Source organism: Mesorhizobium atlanticum (genome assembly GCF_003289965.1).
Lineage (GTDB): Bacteria > Pseudomonadota > Alphaproteobacteria > Rhizobiales > Rhizobiaceae > Mesorhizobium > Mesorhizobium atlanticum.
Genome location: NZ_QMBQ01000003.1, coordinates 508431 through 525870, shown reverse-complemented (window position 1 = coordinate 525870; position 17440 = coordinate 508431). Strand labels below are relative to the sequence as shown.

The 17440-nt window shown below is 65.5% G+C and carries 13 protein-coding genes; 10 read left to right on the top strand and 3 right to left on the bottom strand.

The window, feature by feature from the left end:
• The first annotated feature begins 146 nt into the window (after positions 1–146).
• On the top strand, positions 147–1190 hold the full coding sequence (locus tag DPM35_RS12215; RefSeq protein WP_112127514.1) for a pyridoxal phosphate-dependent aminotransferase: 1044 nt from the start codon (positions 147–149) through the stop codon (positions 1188–1190).
• 27 nt (positions 1191–1217) lie between these two features.
• On the top strand, positions 1218–2135 hold the full coding sequence (locus tag DPM35_RS12210; protein WP_245431513.1) for an allantoinase PuuE: 918 nt from the start codon (positions 1218–1220) through the stop codon (positions 2133–2135).
• A gap of 35 nt (positions 2136–2170) precedes the next feature.
• Here the strand turns inward: DPM35_RS12210 and DPM35_RS12205 are convergent, their stop codons facing one another.
• The 3 genes from DPM35_RS12205 to DPM35_RS12195 form a co-directional block, all read right to left on the bottom strand.
• Positions 2171–4588, bottom strand: coding sequence for a GcvT family protein (locus DPM35_RS12205; RefSeq protein ID WP_112127512.1), 2418 nt, complete (start codon positions 4586–4588; stop codon positions 2171–2173).
• Between the two features lie 150 nt (positions 4589–4738).
• Complete coding sequence (locus tag DPM35_RS12200) at positions 4739–6394, bottom strand: ABC transporter substrate-binding protein (RefSeq protein WP_112127511.1); 1656 nt, start codon at positions 6392–6394, stop codon at positions 4739–4741.
• A 176-nt stretch (positions 6395–6570) separates the two neighbouring features.
• Complete coding sequence (locus DPM35_RS12195; RefSeq protein ID WP_112127510.1) at positions 6571–7464, bottom strand: LysR substrate-binding domain-containing protein; 894 nt, start codon at positions 7462–7464, stop codon at positions 6571–6573.
• Positions 7465–7669: 205 nt separating this feature from the next.
• Between DPM35_RS12195 and DPM35_RS12190 the strand changes: the two genes are divergently transcribed.
• Genes DPM35_RS12190 through DPM35_RS12155 form a run of 8 tightly spaced genes read left to right on the top strand, consistent with a single transcriptional unit; the run spans position 7670 to position 17436 of the window.
• A complete protein-coding gene (locus DPM35_RS12190; RefSeq protein ID WP_245431512.1) occupies positions 7670–9031 on the top strand; it encodes an MmgE/PrpD family protein in 1362 nt (453 codons plus the stop codon).
• Positions 9032–9038: 7 nt separating this feature from the next.
• Entirely contained in the window at positions 9039–10280 is a 1242-nt protein-coding gene (locus DPM35_RS12185) for an FAD-dependent oxidoreductase (protein ID WP_112127509.1), read from the top strand.
• A 2-nt stretch (positions 10281–10282) separates the two neighbouring features.
• Entirely contained in the window at positions 10283–10549 is a 267-nt protein-coding gene (locus DPM35_RS12180; RefSeq protein WP_112127508.1) for a sarcosine oxidase subunit delta, read from the top strand.
• On the top strand, positions 10546–13404 hold the full coding sequence (locus tag DPM35_RS12175; protein ID WP_112127507.1) for a 2Fe-2S iron-sulfur cluster-binding protein: 2859 nt from the start codon (positions 10546–10548) through the stop codon (positions 13402–13404). Before DPM35_RS12180 ends, DPM35_RS12175 begins: the two co-directional genes overlap by 4 nt.
• Complete coding sequence (locus DPM35_RS12170; protein ID WP_112127506.1) at positions 13405–13992, top strand: hypothetical protein; 588 nt, start codon at positions 13405–13407, stop codon at positions 13990–13992.
• The gene (locus DPM35_RS12165) at positions 13989–14897 is read left to right on the top strand and encodes a dihydrodipicolinate synthase family protein (protein ID WP_112127505.1); all 909 of its coding nucleotides are present in this window, start codon (positions 13989–13991) and stop codon (positions 14895–14897) included. Before DPM35_RS12170 ends, DPM35_RS12165 begins: the two co-directional genes overlap by 4 nt.
• 7 nt (positions 14898–14904) lie before the next feature.
• On the top strand, positions 14905–15873 hold the full coding sequence (locus DPM35_RS12160; RefSeq protein ID WP_112127504.1) for a D-2-hydroxyacid dehydrogenase: 969 nt from the start codon (positions 14905–14907) through the stop codon (positions 15871–15873).
• Between the two features lie 21 nt (positions 15874–15894).
• Positions 15895–17436: a trimethylamine methyltransferase family protein gene (locus DPM35_RS12155; RefSeq protein ID WP_112127503.1), complete on the top strand. Its 1542-nt coding sequence runs from the start codon at positions 15895–15897 to the stop codon at positions 17434–17436.
• Positions 17437–17440: the final 4 nt, after the last annotated feature.

Below are 17440 nucleotides of genomic sequence, written 5' to 3'. Positions count from 1 at the left end.
CAAAATCCGTTACCCATTGTGCCGGCGAATTTTGCTTTGCGGCTTGATCGGCTTGCCTTAGCCTCGTTGCGCAACAGCCTGCCGAAAAAGCCGACAGCCGGACCTTTATGCCGTGCCCCCCGAAAGCCACCGCCCATATCGAGGCCATGTCCGCTTTCGCGCTGGCGAATTTCGGCGGTTACGACCGGCCGACGCTGGCGCAGAACGAGAGCGCCTTCCCGCCCAGCCCAAGGGCCATCGAAGCCGGCCGCGACGCCGTGGCGCGCAGCCACCTTTATCCGGATCCGGACTGGACCTTGCTGCGCGAGGCCATCGCAAAAACCTATGGCGTCGAGCGCGACCTTGTCCTGTGCGGCGCCGGTTCGATGGAGCTGATCGCCTGCACCATTGCGGCCTTCGCTGGTCCGGGCGCGGAGGTGCTCGCCACAAGCTACGCCTATAATTTCGCCGCCTCGGCGGCCGCGCGCGTCGGGGCGACCTATGTCAAGGCGCAGGAGCGCGGCTTTGAGGTTTCTGTCAACGCCATCCTGGCGGCGCTCACGCCCGCGACCCGCATCGTCTTCGTCTGCAATCCGGGCAACCCGACCGGCACGCGCATCAAGAACGCCGAACTGCTGCGCCTGCGCGCGGCGCTTCCCGGCGACGTTCTCCTGATGATCGACCAGGCCTATGGCGAATTCGACGATCAGGATCCGCAGGCCGTTTTCGCGCTGGCCGGACGCGGCGACACCGTCGTCTTGCGAAGTTTGTCCAAGGCTTACGGGCTGGCCGGCGCGCGCATCGGCTGGGGGTTGTTCGCCCCCCAGATCGCCGCCGAAGTGCGCAAGATGCAGAACTCCAACCAGGTCTCGACAGTGAGCCTTGCCATGGCTGTCGCGGCCGTCGAGGATCAAGCTTATACGCGTGCCATCGTGGCGCGCACGTCGGACATTCGCGATTGCTTCGCGCAGGGCCTGCGGGCGGCCGGCTACGAGGTCCCGGAAAGCCGGACGAATTTCGTCCTGGTCCGCTTTGCCGACACGGCGGCAGCGGCTGCCGCCGACAATGCTTTGCGCGGCGCCGACATCATCGTGCGCGGCCTTTCCGGCTACGGCCTGACCGATTGCCTGCGCATCACCATCGGGCCGCAGGACATCATGGACCGCACGCTGCGCGCGCTCACCGCCCTGCGCGGCCGGCAATGCTGGTAAGGGCTTCATCCGAGGGGATTTCAAGACGTGACGTCACATATGCCGTATCTGCCCGCCCGCGATTTCATCGGCTATGGCGAGCAGCCTCCGCAGGCTGAGTGGCCCGGCGGGGCGAAACTGGCGCTCAACATCGTCGTCAACTACGAGGAAGGTGCTGAATACTCGATCGGCGAAGGCGATGGCGTTTCCGAAACGATCCTGTCCGACCTTGCCGTGTCGCCCGCCGTGCCGGGCCTGCGCAACCGCAACATGGAATCGCTCTACGAATACGGCTCGCGCGTCGGCGTGTGGCGGCTGATCTCGTTGTTCCGGGACAAGGGCGTCATCCCGACCTTCTACATTGTCGGCCGCGCGCTGGAGCTAAACCCGGCCGCCGGCAAGGCGATAGCAGCACTCGGCAGCGACATCGTCTGCCATGGTTGGCGCTGGATCGACTACGCGCCGCTCAGCGAGGAGGAAGAGCGTAAGCACATCGCCATGACGGTGGATGCGGTCCGCAAGTTCACCGGCATCGATCCGGCGGGCTGGTACACCGGCCGGCCAAGCCTCAACACCCGCCGGCTGGTGGTCGAGCATGGCGGCTTCCTGTTCGACTGCGACGACTACAATGACGACCTGCCCTATTTGGTCGAGGTCGGCGGCAAGCGGCACCTCGTCGTGCCGCACAGCTTCGACAACAACGACAGCCGCTTTTCGCGCGGCTCGGGCCTGGAGACCGGCAGTCAGTTCTTCGACTATGTCAGCGACGGCGTCGACTGGCTGCTGAAGGAAGGCGAGAAGACCCCGCGCATGATGACGGTGTCGCTGCATTGCCGGCTGGCGGCCCGGCCGGGCCGCATGATCGGCCTGGAGCGTTTTCTCGACAAGATCGCGGCCAACCCAGACATCTGGGTCTGCCGCCGCTCCGACCTTGCCCGCCACTGGTTGAGCCGCTTCGGCGGCTGAGCCGTGCGGCGGCGCCAGTTCCGCTGACGACGCCCTTACGACCGCAGCCGCTTGCCTTCCGGGTCGAAAGGCGGGTGCGCCAGCAGCACCGCGTCATGCGGCCGCCCGAGAATGGCAACGGTCACCTTGTCGCCGGCCTTGGCGGTTCCTGCCTTGACGTAGCCCATCGCCAGCGACTGCTCGACGAAATAGCCATAGGCGCCCGACGACACCTGGCCGATCGGCGTGCCGTCCGGCAGGAAGATCGGCTCGCCGCCGGTGGCGTCGGCATCCTTCGCCGAGACCGAGAGCATGATCAGCTCGTCGCGCGCCGGGTTCTCGGCGACGGCGAGATAGGCGTCGCGGTTGAGGAAGTCCTTGTCCGTCTTGATCAGGCGATCGAGCCTGACCTCCTGCGGCCAGTATTCCGGCGAGTATTCGCGGCTCCAGCTGCCGTAACCCTTCTCGACGCGCAGCGACATCAGCGCCCGCGAGCCGACCGGCCCGGCGCCGACTTCCGCGCCCGCCTTGAGCAGCGCGCGGTAGAGCTCGACCTGGTCGGCGGCTTTGCAGTGCAGTTCCCAACCGAGATCGCCGGTGAAGGAGACCCTGAGCGCCACGACGTCGACGCCGGCCACGGTGATCTGGCGCGAGCGCATGAAGGGGAAGGCTTCGTTCGACAGGTCGTCATTGGTCAGCCGCTGCAGCAATTCGCGCGATTTAGGCCCGGCGACGTTGAAGCCGCCGAGCTCCTCGGTGCGTGACCGGAACGTGGTGCCTTCGGGCAGCGGCACCGATTTGAAGAAACGCTGATGAAAACGCTCGGCCATGCCTGAGCCGATCACCATGAACTCGTCATCCGCCAGCCGGGTCACGGTGAAGTCGCCGGCGATGCCGCCGCGCTTGCCGATCAGCGGCGTCAGGCACGAATGGCCGACCTTGGTCGGCATGCGGTTGGCGAAGACAGCGTTCAGCCAGGCTTCCGCGCCCGGACCCTTCACTTCGTATTTGGCGAAATTGGATATGTCGATGATGCCGGCATGCTCGCGCAGCATGCGGGCCTCGCGGCCGACCGGCCCCCACCAGTTCTGCCGCGTGAAGCCGACCGTCTCCTCGCGCGGCTCGCCTGCCGCCGCGAACCACAGCGGGTGCTCCCAGCCGAAATTGAGGCCGAACACGGCACCCATCTCCTTCTGCATCTCATAGGCCGGCCGGGTGCGCACCGGACGGCCGGCGGTGCGTTCCTCGTTCGGGAAATGGATCTTGAAGCGGTGGCTGTACTGGTCCTGCACGCGCGCCTTGGTGAAGGTCTTGCCGGCCCAGTGGCCGAAACGCGCCATGTCCCAGCCGAACATGTCGAGCGAAGGCTCCCCCTCGATCATCCATTCGGCAGCGAGCTTGCCCATGCCGCCCGATTGCGAGAAGCCGGGAATGATGCCGTTGCAGCAGAAATAGTTGCTGAGCTCGGGCGCCGGCCCGAACAGCACCGCGCTGTCGGGCGACCAGATCATCGGACCGTTGATCACCTTTTTGACGCCGGCGGTGGCGGCCGCGGGCACGCGTTGAACCGCGCGCATCATGTTCTCTTCAATGCGGTCGAGGTCATCGGGAAACAGCTCGTGGCCGAAATCTAGCGGAGTTCCCTCCTCGGCCCAGAACTTCATGTTGCGCTCATAGGCGCCGATCAGCAGGCCCAAGCCTTCCTGGCGCAGATAATATTCGCCGTCCCGATCGGCGACCGACGGTAGGCGCCGTCCCATCGAAGCGATTTCCGGAATGGTCTCAGTGACGAAATACTGGTGCTCGGTGGGGATCAGCGGCAGCTGCAGCCCGGCCATGGCGGCGACTTCCCTGCCCCACAGGCCGGCGGCGTTGACCACCCATTGCGTGCGGATGTCGCCCTTCGGTGTGCGCACGATCCAGCTTCCGTCCGCTTGCGCCTCGGTCGCCGTGACCGGGGTGAAGCGATGGATCTCGGCGCCGCGCTGGCGAGCGCCGGCGGCATAGGCCGCAGTCACGCCCGATGGATCGACATTGCCGCCCTCCGGCTCATACATGATGCAGCGTATGCCGTCGAAATCGACCAGCGGATGCAGCCGCTCAGCCTCGTCGCGACCGACTTCGTAGAAGTTCATCTTATAGCGCCGCGCCTTGGCCTCCTGGAGCCGCAGCTGATGCTCGCGCGCCTCGGTTTGGGCGAGATAGAGCGAGCCCGGCTGGAAGATGCCGCAGCCCTGGCCGGTCTCGGCCTCAAGCTCCTTGTAGAGCGCCATCGTGTAGTGCTGCAGCCGGCTGATATTGGTGGAATCATGCAGGCCGTGGATGTTGGCCGCCGCGTGCCATGTCGAACCCGAGGTCAGCTCGCTGCGCTCCAGAAGCACGACGTCCGTCCAACCGAACTTGGCAAGATGATAGAGGATCGAGCAGCCGATCAGGCCGCCGCCAATGACAACGGCTTGTGCATGAGTGCGCATAGTTGAGCTTTCTTCCCTGTGTTCGGCGACTTGTATCGCGCTCTTTGGCAGCGCTTTGGGATTTCATTTAGCTGACTGACCGATCGCAGTCGCCGGCTAAGTCGGGGGGCGCAAGAATGCGCCCCTGACCATTGCTTTGATCTGCCCGGTTCAGGCCTTGTCCAGCCAGACTTTGTCCAGCTGCAGTTCGAATGTCTGGTGCATGCCGAGGTTCTTCACGTAGGGGGCATGATGGCGGTAGAGCGAGCGCCAGAACGCCTGGACCAGAATGCCGGAGTCCTGCAGGATGAACTCCACCTCCTTCATCAGCTCCTTGCGCTTGGCGGGATCGGCGATGGCCATCGCCTCGTTAAGCTTCTTGTCGAAATCCGGATTGGCGTAGCCGGACTCGTTCCAGGCCTCGCCGCTGCGATAGGCGATCGCCAGCACCTGGACGCCCAGCGGCCGCATGCCCCAGTCGGTGGTCGACCACGGATATTTCGTCCAGTCGTTCCAGAACGAGGATCCGGGGATGATGGTACGCTTGACCTTGAAGCCGGCCTCGCGCATCTGCGCGGCGACGACGTCGGCCGGGTCCTTCACATAGTCGGCATCGTAGGAGATCAGCTCGAACTCGTGATCCGTCTGGCCTGCCTCGGCCATCAGCGCCTTTGCCTTGGCCAGGTCGCGCGGAACCTTGGGCAGCTCGTAATATTCCGGATGGATCGGGCAGACGTGATGGTTTTCGGCGACCTGGCCGAGACCGCTATAGCCGAGCTTCAGCACGGTCTCGTTGTCGACCGCCAATTGGATGGCGTTGCGCACCCGCTTGTCGTCGTAAGGCTTGTTGGTCACGTTGGTGCGCAGCACGATCGTTCCGGCGGTGACCACCTGCTCCTTGACCAGGCCCATGCTGTCATAGAGATCGACCGTGCCGCCGACCGTCTGGTAGTTGCAGTCGATCTCGCCGGCCTCGAAGGCGCTGCCGATGGCCGGGTTCGAGGCGTCCGATCCGTAGTCGACCCAGTCGACGCCGTCGAGATAGGGCTCGCCGCCGAACCAGGTGAAGTCCTTGCGCCGCCGCACAGAAGCCGATTCACCGACCTTGTAGGAGATCAGCTCATAGGGGCCGGTGCCGGGCGTCTTGAGCATATTGGCGCCGTTCTTGTCGAAGTCGCGATGGACGATGACCGCCGGATAGTCGGAGAAGCCCGGGATGATGGTGACGTCCGACTGCCGGCATTTCAGCTTCACCGTATGGTCGTCGACCTTGGTGATGGCGCCGGCAGCGGCTTTCTTGGTGGCGGGATCGATCAGTGAGCTCATACGGCCGGCCATCGAATTGCCTTCGGCCGCCTTATCGCACCAGCGCCCGATATTGTAGACGATGTCGTCGGCGTTGAAGTCGTCGCCGTTCGACCATTTTACGCCCTTGCGCAGGTGCAGCGTGTATTCGGTGGCGTCGTCGCTCACCTCCCAGCTCTCGACCAGATGGCCCTCGAAGGTGAAGTCGGTGGTGTAGCGGATCATGTAGTCGTTGCACTGGCGCATGACATTGGCGATTTCCGACCAGTCCCAGCTGCGCGGATCCTTCATGTCCTTGATGATCATCTGCATCTTCAGGATGCCGCCTTTCTTGCCGGGCAATGGTGCGGCGGCCTTGGCCGGCTCGATCCCCGCCATCGAATAGGCGAGCGCCGTGGAAGCGCCCGTCACGCTTGCCATGGCCAGGAATTCGCGGCGGTCCATGCCGCCCTTTTTGACTTCGGCTGCGTAGCTTTCGATGACCGCCGGGACGCGGTCACCGTTGCTCTTGAACATCGTCATCGTTGTTCTCCGGTTCAGGGCTTTTTGCCCGTTGCATTCCCCTTGCGGCACGCATGTTAGGGGCGATGCAAAAATCCCGGAAGGGCTCGGACAGTCACAAACCGCAGAAACGCGGGCTTTGAGGCCTAAAAAAACGATGCCATTGCCTCGCCAAAATTTTGAAGGAGCGGACAGCCCTAAGGTCGCGCGGCGTCTTCCCTGGCCCTGGAAAGGATCCATTCCCTGACCGTGCGCGCGATGTTTCCCTTCGAAAGCTGGCTCTCGGTCAGATAGTAGTTCCAGGGACTTGGCGGCCGCACGGGAAACGGCTCGACGAGCAACCCGCGATCCATATAGGCGTGCGAGAGCGAACGCTGCGTGGCGACGAGGCCGGCGCCCATCGCGGCGAGCTCGAGCGCGATGTTGGAGGCGTTGGTCGACATGCCTTTGTCATGGTCCTCCATGTCGACACCGAGCGCCTCGGTGACGACCTGCCAATATTCCTGGCGGCCATGCACGAAGATCCAGTCCACCTTGAGCATGTCCTGCGGCGTCTTCAGCGCGTGCTCACCTTCGAGCATGCCGGGCGCGCAGAGCAGCACCAGTTCGTCGTTCCAGAGCGGGGTCGCCGAAGGCGGCCGGTCGTCGAAACGCCGCGTCGAGATGGTGATGTCCGCGATCTGCTCGCTGATGTCCTCCCAGATCGTGCCGTGCAGCACGATCTCAATCTCGGGGTGTTTCTTGCGGAAGGCGGCCATGCAGCCCGCCAGCCAGTTTTCCGCAAGACTCATCGGACAGGAGACGACCACGGTCTTGTTTCGCGAGGAAGCGACGATCGCTTCGGTCGCCTGGTCGATCTGGTCGAGCGCCTGGCGCAGTGTCGGCAGGAACGCCTCCCCCATCTCGGTCAGCTTCAGGCTGCGCGGATAGCGGATGAAGAGCTGCCGGCCGATATAATGTTCGAGCGCCCGCACATGTGTGCTGACCGCGGCTTGCGTGTAGCCCAGTTCCTTGGCCGCCGTGGTGAAGCTCAAATGGCGGGCCGAGCTCTCGAACGAGCGGATATAGTTCAAGGGGGGTGGCGGCTTCATCCCGGTCTCCTGCGGCGCATTCGCATAGCTATCGCATGGGCGACCGGACGTTCAATCGCAGACAAGCGACATGGCATCGATATTTTTGGCCAAAGCCGCCAAACTAATCGCGTGCCTGCGCGATGAACCCAATTTAATGATGTTATGGAGAGACAGGGGAGATAAGCGCGTGGCTGTGCCGTCATACCGGCGTGAGGGGCCTGTCGTGAGTTCCGATACGTTCACGCGGCTTGCCGATTTCGTGCTGCGGCGTCCTGCTTCCGTCTTCCCCCAGCCGGTGCTTGAACAGGCCCGTTACCTTCTGCTCGACACGCTTGGCATCGCCATCGCGGCCGGACCGATGGAAGCAGGCCGGATCGCGCGCGATGCGGCCGTACTGCTCTACAGTTCGAGCGATCCGCAATATTCGGCCCGCATGCTGTTCGACGGCCGCCGCGCCAGCATCGCGGGCGCGGCTTACGCCGTCGCCACGCAGACCGACAATCTCGATGGCCACGACGGCTATAGCCCCACCAAGGGCCATATCGGCGTAGCGGTGGTGCCGGCGCTTGCCGCGCTCGCGGAAGCAAGGCCCGACCTCACCGGGCCGGAGGCGCTGGCCTCCCTGGTCATCGGCTACGAAGTCGCTGGCCGGGCCGGCATCGCCCTGCATGCGACGGTCAGCGACTATCATACCTCCGGCGCGTGGAATGCCTTGGGCGTGGCGGCGATCGCAGCACGCCTGCGGCGGCTCGACGAAACGCAATTGCGCGAAGCACTGGGCATTGCCGAGTATCACGGCCCTCGCAGCCAGATGATGCGTGAGATCGCCACCCCCACCATGCTGCATGACGGCTCCGGCCCGGGTGCCCTTATCGGCCTATCGGCGGCGGTGCTCGCCGAACGCGGCTTCACCGGCGCGCCGGCGATCACCGTCGAGGCGCCGGAGGTCGCGACGCATTGGCAGGATCTCGGCGTCTTCTGGCAGTCGCTGCATCAATATGTGAAGCCCTACCCGATCTGCCGCTGGGCTCATGCGGCGATCGACGCGGTGCGCGGACTTTGCCTGGCCCACAATCTCGTCGCCTCCGACATCGCCCATGTCCAGGTCAACAGCTTCCACTATGCGGCGACGCTGTTCGACGGCATGCCGGACACGACCTCGAAGGCGCAGTACAGCCTGCGCTTCGCCGTCGCGACCTTCATCATCCATCGGCGCATCGGGCTCGAGCATATTTCCGGCGCCGGGCTCGTCGATGCCGCGGTCGCCGACATGCTCACCCGCGTCACGGTGGTCGAAACCGAACGGCACAGCGCCCGCTTCCCGGTCGGCCGCTGGGCCGACGTCGTCATCACGACCAACGATGGACGCGTACTGATGTCGGGCGACGTGCATGCGCGCGGCGGCCCGGAAGCGCCGATGACCAAGCAGGAGGTCGAGGCCAAATACATGGAGTTCGCCGCGCCCGTGCTCGGCTCCGTCCGCGCCGCGGCGATCCGCGACGCGGTGCTCTCGCTCGACGACCGCGACAGCCGCTTCTCCGATCTTTCGGCGCTGCTCTACGATCCTCCCACGGCTTCGAGCTGAGCGCGCAATGCCCCTCAGGCTCCTGAAATACGGTCTCAGCAGGGACTATCCGGTTAGCGGCGACGTCCCCGCCACGCCCGAGCTGAAGCCGGCCTATGACGTCGTCATCATCGGCGGCGGCGGACATGGCCTGTCCTGCGCGCATCACCTTGCCAAGTATCACGGCATAAAGAGCGTCGCGGTGCTGGAGAAATTCTACCTCGCCGGCGGCAACACGGCGCGCAACACCACCACCATCCGCTCCAACTACATCACGCCGGAAGGCATCGCCTTCTACAAGGAAGGCGTCGCGCTGTTCGAGCGGCTATCGCAAGAGCTCGACTTCAACGTCATGTTCTCGCAGCGCGGCCAGCTGACGCTTGCGCATAGCGAGGCGACGATGCGCAGCTTCCATATGCGCGCCGAGATGGGCAAGCACATGGGCACGCGCACCGAAGTCGTTGACCAGAAGGGCGTCGAGGAGCTCTGCCCACTGCTGAATATGGACTATGGCGGCCCGCTCGAAATCCTTGGCGGTCTCTGGCATGCCGATGGCGGAACGGCGCGCCACGACGCCGTCGCCTGGGGTTACGCCGCCCAGGCCTCGCGGCGCGGCGTCGAGATCCACCAGCGCACCGAAGTGCAAGGCTTCGAGGTCGTTGGCGACCGGGTTCAGGCCGTAAAGACAAACAGGGGCCGCGTCGCCTGCGGCCAGGTGCTGATCGCCACCGGCGGCATGAACTACGACGTGGCGCTGATGGCCGGCGTGGAGCTTCCCATCCGCTGCTATCCGCTGCAGGCGATGGTGACCCAGCCCTTGAAACCCTGGCTGCACACGCTGGTCTCGTCGGTCTCGCTGCACACCTATCTGGTGCAGTCCTCGCGCGGCGAGGTGGTCATCGGCGGCGGCTCCGATCCCTACCAGCTCTATTCGACGCGCTCGACGCTCGACATGAAGGAGCACCTCGCCGAAGGCGCCGTCCACCTCTTCCCCTTCCTGCAAGGCGTTCGGCTGCTGAGGCAATGGGCCGGCATCACCGACATGACGCCGGACTACAGCCCGATCATGGGCGCCAGCCCACTCGCCAATCTCTGGCTCGACTGCGGCTGGGGCACTTGGGGCTTCAAGGCGACCCCGGTCGCGGGAAAGCGCATGGCGCAGACCATCGCCGAGGGGCGCGTGCCCGACATCCTGAAACCATTTGCCTTGGAGCGGTTCGAAACCTTCCGGCTGCTCAATGAAATGGGCGCGACCGCCGCGAGCCATTGACGATGAAACTCTTGACCTGCCCCATGAACGGCCCCCGAAATATCGACGAGTTCCAGTCCTTCGGCCCGGTGCGCGCGAGGCCTGATCCGAACGCAACCGCCGACAGGGAATGGTCGCGGCACCTGTTCCGCGCTGAGAACCGCAAGGGCATCGTGGTCGAGTGGTGGCGGCACGTGCCGAGCAACTATTTTTTCCTGGCCGAGCGCGATCTCGTCAGTAACGAGATCATCCGCACCTTCGACGCGTCCGAACTGCGGGACCACGCATGAACCGGCTGCCCGCCCCTTTCGGAAGCCGCATCGACCGAAGCAGGCGCATCCGCTTCACTTTCGAAGGCAAGCCTTTCGAGGGCTATGAGGGCGACAGCATCGCCAGCGCGCTTGCCGCGTCCGGCCAATGGGTGTTGTCGCGCTCGTTCAAATACCATCGCCCGCGCGGCATCCTGTCGATGACCGGAGCCGACGCCAACGCGCTGGTGCAGCTGCCGTCCGAACCGAACGCCGCCGCCGAGCGCACGCCGATCAGCGAGGGGTTGCGGGTCAGCGCCCAGAACGTCAACGGCTCGCTCGAGCGCGACCGCGACGCCGTCATGGACAGGTTCGGCCGCTTTCTGCCCGTCGGCTTCTACTACCGCACCTTCATGGGTCCGCGCCGCGACAGCTGGCTGAAATTCTGGGAGCCGATGATCCGCCGCAAGGCAGGCCTGGGCGTCGTGGACACCAAGGCCCCACACCGGCACTTCAACAAGACGCACCTGCATTGCGAGGTGCTCGTCGTCGGCGCCGGGCCGGCAGGGCTGAGTGCCGCGATCGCCGCCGCCGAAGCCGGCGCCGATGTCGTGCTGTGCGACGAGAATCCCGAGATCGGCGGCGCGCTGAGCTACGGCCGCTACGATCCGGCGCTACTCTCCGGCCTGTCGTCGCGACTTGCGGCGCTGCCCAATCTCAAGCTGCTGACCGGCACCGTCTGCAATGGCTGGTACGAGGACAACTGGCTGCCGCTGATCCAGGGCGACCGGCTCCATCGCACACGCGCCCGCGAGGTGATCCTGGCGACCGGCGCCATCGAGCAGCCGGCCGTCTTCCGCAACAACGACCTGCCGGGGATCATGCTCGGCGGCGCCGCCCAGCGCCTGATCCGCCACTATGGCGTGCGGCCCGGCCAGAGCGCCGTGGTGCTCGCCGCCAATGACGACGGCTATCGGACGGCGCTCGACCTGCTGGACGCCGGCCTATCGGTCGTCGAGCTTGTCGATCCGAGACCCGCCGGCGAGGCTGGTCCGCTGGAAGCCGAACTCCGCGGCAAGGGCGTCGCCATCCGCAAAGGCGCAACCGTCGAGGCCGCGGAAGGCACCCCCGGCAACCGTCACCTCGCCCGCGTCCGTGTCGGCGGAAGCTGGATCGCCTGCGACCTGCTCGCCGTTTCGATCGGCAGCGCGCCGGCATGGCAATTGCCGTGTCAGGCCGGCGGCAAGGTCGGCTACGACGCCGCCACGCAAACGATGACGATCACGCTGCCGAAAGGTCCCGTCCATCTCGCTGGCGCCGTTGCCGGCGCGGACGACTTGGAGGATGCAATCGCCGACGGCCAGCGCGCAGCGGCAGCCGCTCTGTCGCGGCTCGGCCATGCGATTGCCGATCAGCCTCCGGCGGTCGCTCCAAAGGCCGCCCGGCCACGCTATGCACAGCCGATCGTCGCCGATCCCAAGGGACGCGACTTTGTCGATTTCGACGAGGATCTGCAGGTCAAGGATCTGCAGAACGCGACCAAGGACGGCTATCGCGAGATCGAGCTGGTCAAGCGCTTCACCACAGTCGGCATGGGCCCGAGCCAGGGACGTCATTCGGCGCTGGCGACCGCCCGGATCGTCGCGGAGGCAACCGGCCGCACCGTCGGCGAGATCGGTATCACCACGGCGCGACCTCCGGTCGGACCGGAAACGCTCGGCGTGCTCGCCGGTCACCATGAGGTGCTGGAGCGCCGCACGGCGCTGCATGCGCGGCACGTCGCGCTGAACGCCGCGATGAAGCCGGTCGGCGCCTGGTGGCGGCCCTATTACTACGGCAATGCAAGCAGCGCCGAGGAAGCCGTCCGCGAGGAAATCCTTGCGGTGCGCACAGGCATCGGCCTGCTTGATGTCTCGACGCTCGGCAAGCTGGAGATCCGCGGGCCGGACGCCGGCGAGTTCCTCGACCGCCTCTACACGATGGCGCATGCCAACCAGCCCGTGGGCCGCGTACGCTATTGCCTGATGCTCAACGAGATGGGCTCGGTGATCGACGATGGCGTCGCCTACCGCATGGCTGAGGACCAGTTCTATGTCACGGCGACCACCGGAGCCGTCGCGCGCGTCTATGCCGACATGCTGTTCTGGAATGCCGAGTGGCGCCTGAAGGTCGACGTGCTCAACCTCACCGGCGCCTTCTCAGGCCTCAACGTCACTGGACCCAAGGCGCGCCAGGTGCTTCAGGCGCTGGAGAGCGACATCGATTTCAGCCGCGATGCCTTCCCTTATCTCAGCGGCCGCGAAGGCGTGGTCGCCGGTGTTCCGGTCCGTGTGATGCGCATCGGCTTCACCGGCGAACTCAGCTACGAACTCCATTGCCCCTCCAGCCTGGCGCCCGCGCTTTGGGATGCCGTGATGGCCGCCGGCCGACCACACGGCCTGCGCCCCTATGGACTGGAGGCATCTCGCATCTTGCGCCTGGAGAAGGGCCACATCCTGATCGGCCAGGACACGGATGCGATCACCACCCCGGACGAGTTGGGCTTCGGCTGGGCGGTGTCGAAGAAAAAGCCGTTCTTCGTCGGCAAGCGCTCCATCGAGATGCGCGCAAGGCTCGGGCAGACCCGCAAGCTGGTCGGCCTGCAATTCTCCGCCGGCGCCCGGAACATCCTCGGCGAAAGCTGCCTGGTGTTGCGTGACGGCGCTCCTGTCGGCCAGATCACGTCGGTCGGATATTCGCCGTCGCTCGGGCGTCACATTGCGCTTGCCTATGTCCATGTCGATGACCAGGCGGAAGGCAGCCGCGTGACGGTGAAGTGCCGCAACGGCGAGCTGGTCGAAGCGCCGGTCGTGGCCCACGCCTTCTTCGACCCGACTAACGCGCGGCAGGAGATCTAGATGGCCGCCGGCCCAGCGACTCGCATTTATCCTTTCATGCCTGGCGGCTCCGCCGACGGCACGAAGCTGATTTCCGGCGCTATCGCGCTGAGCGATCTTACAGACAAGCCGCGCTTCGGCCTGAAAGGCCGCGGCAGTTCCGCCTGGCTTGCCGCGCAGGGCATTGCCCTGCCGGCCGTCAACCGCATCGGCGAGCATCGCGGCATGCGGGTTCTGCGCCTCGGCAACGAGGACATCCTGCTTCTCGCAGAGGGCGCTGACGAGACTCTCGGCGAAGTCAAAGCCGCCTGGCAGGCCGCTACGGCGCCGAAGGGCTATTCGTCGTGGCGCGAGGAAGGTTGGGCATGGATGCGCCTTTCCGATCCTCGCCTCGCCGAAGCGATGAGCGCGCTTTGCGCACTGGACCTGAGACCCCAAAAATTCGGCGCCGACGACATCGCCCAGACCCGCGTCGGCCACATCGAAGCCGTGACGTTCCGTTCGCCGGCGGGTTTCGACATACTCTTCGACATCACCGCTTCGGCCTACTTCGCCCGCACCGTGGCGGCGGTGGCCGGCCACACCGACCAGCACAGAGGACTTTCATGACCCGCCCGCAAGGAACAATCGCTCCCATCCTGACGCCGTTCGAAGACGACGGCCGCATCGCGCGCGATCTCTGGATATCTCACGCCAAATGGGTGCTCGGCCAAGGCGCGCATTTCCTCTCGCCGTTCGGCACGACGGGCGAAGCGCTGTCGGTTTCCTTGCGCGAACGCATTCAGGCGCTGGAATGGCTGGTCGAGGCCGGCATCGCGCCGGTGCAGCTGATGCCTGGCACCGGCGTTACAGCGCTGCCCGAAACGGTCGAATTGTCGGCGCATGCCGTCGGCCTCGGCTGCGCTGCCGTGATGGTGTTGCCATCCTTCTTCTACACGGGCGCCGGCGACAACGGTCAGGCGCGCTACTACAGCGAGCTGATCGAGAAGGTGGCAAAGCCTTCGATGCGCGTCATCCTCTACCACATTCCGCAGAACTCCGGCGTGCCGGTCAGCCCGGCACTGACAGCGAGGCTGAGCAAGGCCTTTCCGGACACGGTCGTCGCCTACAAGGACAGCGCTGGCGACTGGAACAACACCGCCGCCGTCATCGCCGCAGCACCCGGTATTTCGGTGTTTCCGAGCTCCGAGGCGCAGCTCACCAAGGGTCTGGCGAGCGGCGCGGCCGGCTGCATTTCGGCCACAGTCAATCTGAATGCCGCCGCTATCCGCCGCCTCTATGACGCGACCCGCGAGGGCGAGGATATCGCCGAGGCGGATGCCGCGATCAAGGCGTTCAGGAAGGTGATTCAGGATGCCGGACTGATCCCGGCGATGAAGGCGGTGCTTGCGGTCAAATCCGGCGACCGGCGCTGGCTGAACCTGCGCGCGCCGCATGAGAATGCGACGCTGGAAAGCGGCCAGGCGCTGATCGCGGCGCTGGGCAGCGCCGCCGACCATATCGGCCACAGCTGAGGTCGCGATGTCGGCGCGCCCAACAATCATCCTGCACACCGACAAGCCGGCCGGCGCGCTTGCCGTGCTCGCCGAGACGCATCCGGACCTCGACGTCCACGGCTGCGACACCTATGCCGACCTTCCCGCGCTGATCGAGCGGACCAGCGCCGAGGTGGTCTATTCGATCCGCTTCGACGGCACCCCGCGCTATCCGCGCCAGGCTCTCGTCGAGAGCCCGACGGTGAGATGGGTTTCGATCGGCGGCTCCGGCACCGACCATCTCGGGCGCTGGGATCCCACGCATGTCACGGTGACGAACTCGGCCGGCGTCGCCGCCGGCATGCTGGCCGAATATGCGCTCGGCGCCATGCTCTCCTTCTCGCTAGACCTGCGTGGTTTCGAGCGCCGGCAGCAGGCCCGCCAATGGGGCGGCGGCCGCGTCGAGCCGATCGAGGGGAAGACCGTCCTCATCATCGGCCTCGGCAAGACCGGCGAGGCCGTCGCGCGCCGTGCACGGGCGATGGGTATGCGCACACTGGGTATCCGCTCGCGACCGAAGCCGATGCCGTCGCTCGACGAAGTGCACGGCCCCGACGCGCTGCCGGCACTGATCGGCCGCGCCGATTTCATCGTCTGCTGCGTGCCGCTGCTGCCGACCACGCGCGGCCTGCTCGGCGAAGCCGCGTTCGCGGCGATGAAGCCGTCCGCCGTGCTCATCGACATTTCGCGAGGTGGGGTCGTCGACGAAGCCGCACTGCTGAGCGCGCTCGACAACGGGCGGATCAAGGGCGCGGCGCTCGATGTCTTCACGACCGAGCCACTGCCCGCTGAGCATCTGCTCTGGGGCTACGACAATGTCGCCGTCACGCCGCATTGCGCGGCGGTCTATGACGGCTGGGACATCAAGTCGGTGCGCATGTTCGCCGACAATCTGGCGCGCTACCGCAAAGGCCAGCCGCTGGAGAATGTGGTCAATCCGGAACGCGGCTATTGAAAGCCGGGAGGAAATAATCCGATGTCACAGGACAGGCGTGGCGGCGGCCGCAGATCGAAACTTGGGCGCAGTGGCGGCGGCATCGCGCAACTGCCTTGGCAGAGCGTGAAAAATCCGTACCCGCCCATGCAGCTTCTCGACGAGGAGCGCATGGATCAGCTGCACAAGACGTCGATGCGCATCCTGTCGGAGCTCGGTATCCGCGTCATGAGCGAGAAGGTGATGGACCTGTTCGCCAAGGCCGGCGCCATCGTCGACCGCGAAAGCAACACCATCCGCATCGACGAAAGCATCGTCACCGAGGCCCTGCGCAACGTGCCTTCGTCCTTCACGCTGACCAGCCGCAACCCCGACAAGCAGGTTGAGTTCGGCGGCAATTCGCTGGTCTTCGGCCTGGTCGCCGGTCCGCCCAATGTGCATGACCGCATCAATGGCCGCAGGCCTGGCAACCTGCCCGACTATCAAAACTTCATCCGGCTGGCGCACCACTTCAACGCCATCCACATCATCGGCAACCAGGTGGTGGCGCCGATCGAGCTGCCGGCCAGTTCGCGCCATCTCGACACCTATCACGCCAATCTGACGCTGAGCGACCTCTCCTTCCATTGCACCGCGATCGGCCGCGCCAGGGCGATGGACGGCATCAACATGATGGCAATCGCGCGCGGCATCTCGGTCGAGGAGATGCGCGCCTCGCCGGGCGTGACCACGATCATCTCGATCAACTCGCCGCGCCTGTTCGACGATGCGATGGCCGAAGGCCTGATCGCCATGGCCGAGCATGGCCAGCCCGTCACCGTCACGCCGTTCACGCTGATGGGCGCGATGACGCCGGTGACGTTGGCGGCCGCGCTCTGCCAGCAGAACGCCGAGGCGCTGTTCGGCGTGACGCTGACGCAGCTCGTCAATCCCGGCACGCCGGTGATGTACGGCGCCTTCACCTCCAATGTCGACATGAAGTCCGGCGCGCCCGCCTTCGGCACGCCGGAGAACGCCAAGGCCAACATCATCGCCGGGCAATTGGCGCGCCGCTACAACCTGCCCTATCGCACCTCCAACGCCAATGCCTCCAACGTCGTCGACCTGCAGGCCGCCTATGAGACCGAGATGGCGACTTGGGGCGCGGTCCTCGGTGGCGCCAATCTCATCTACCACGCGGCCGGCTGGCTGGAGGGTGGCCTGACCGCGTCCTACGAGAAGCTCGTGCTCGACGTCGAGATCCTGCAGAACATGATGGAGTTCCTGCGGCCCTTACCGTTCCAGGAAGACGACCTCGGCTTCGAAGCGATCAAGTCGGTTCCGGCCGGCGGCCATTTCTTCGGCGCCGAGCACACCATGTCGCGCTACACCACCGCCTTCTACCAGCCGATGCTCTCCAACTGGCAGAACCACGGCGCCTGGGAGGAGGCCGGCGGCAAGGACGCGCTGGAGCGAGCGACCGAGCTCTGGCAGCAGGCGCTGCACGATTACGAGGAACCGGTGATGGACCCCACGATCCGCGAGGAGCTCGACGCCTATGTCGCGCGCCGCCGCGAGGAGATCGCGGCCAATCCGGAAGCTTAGGAAA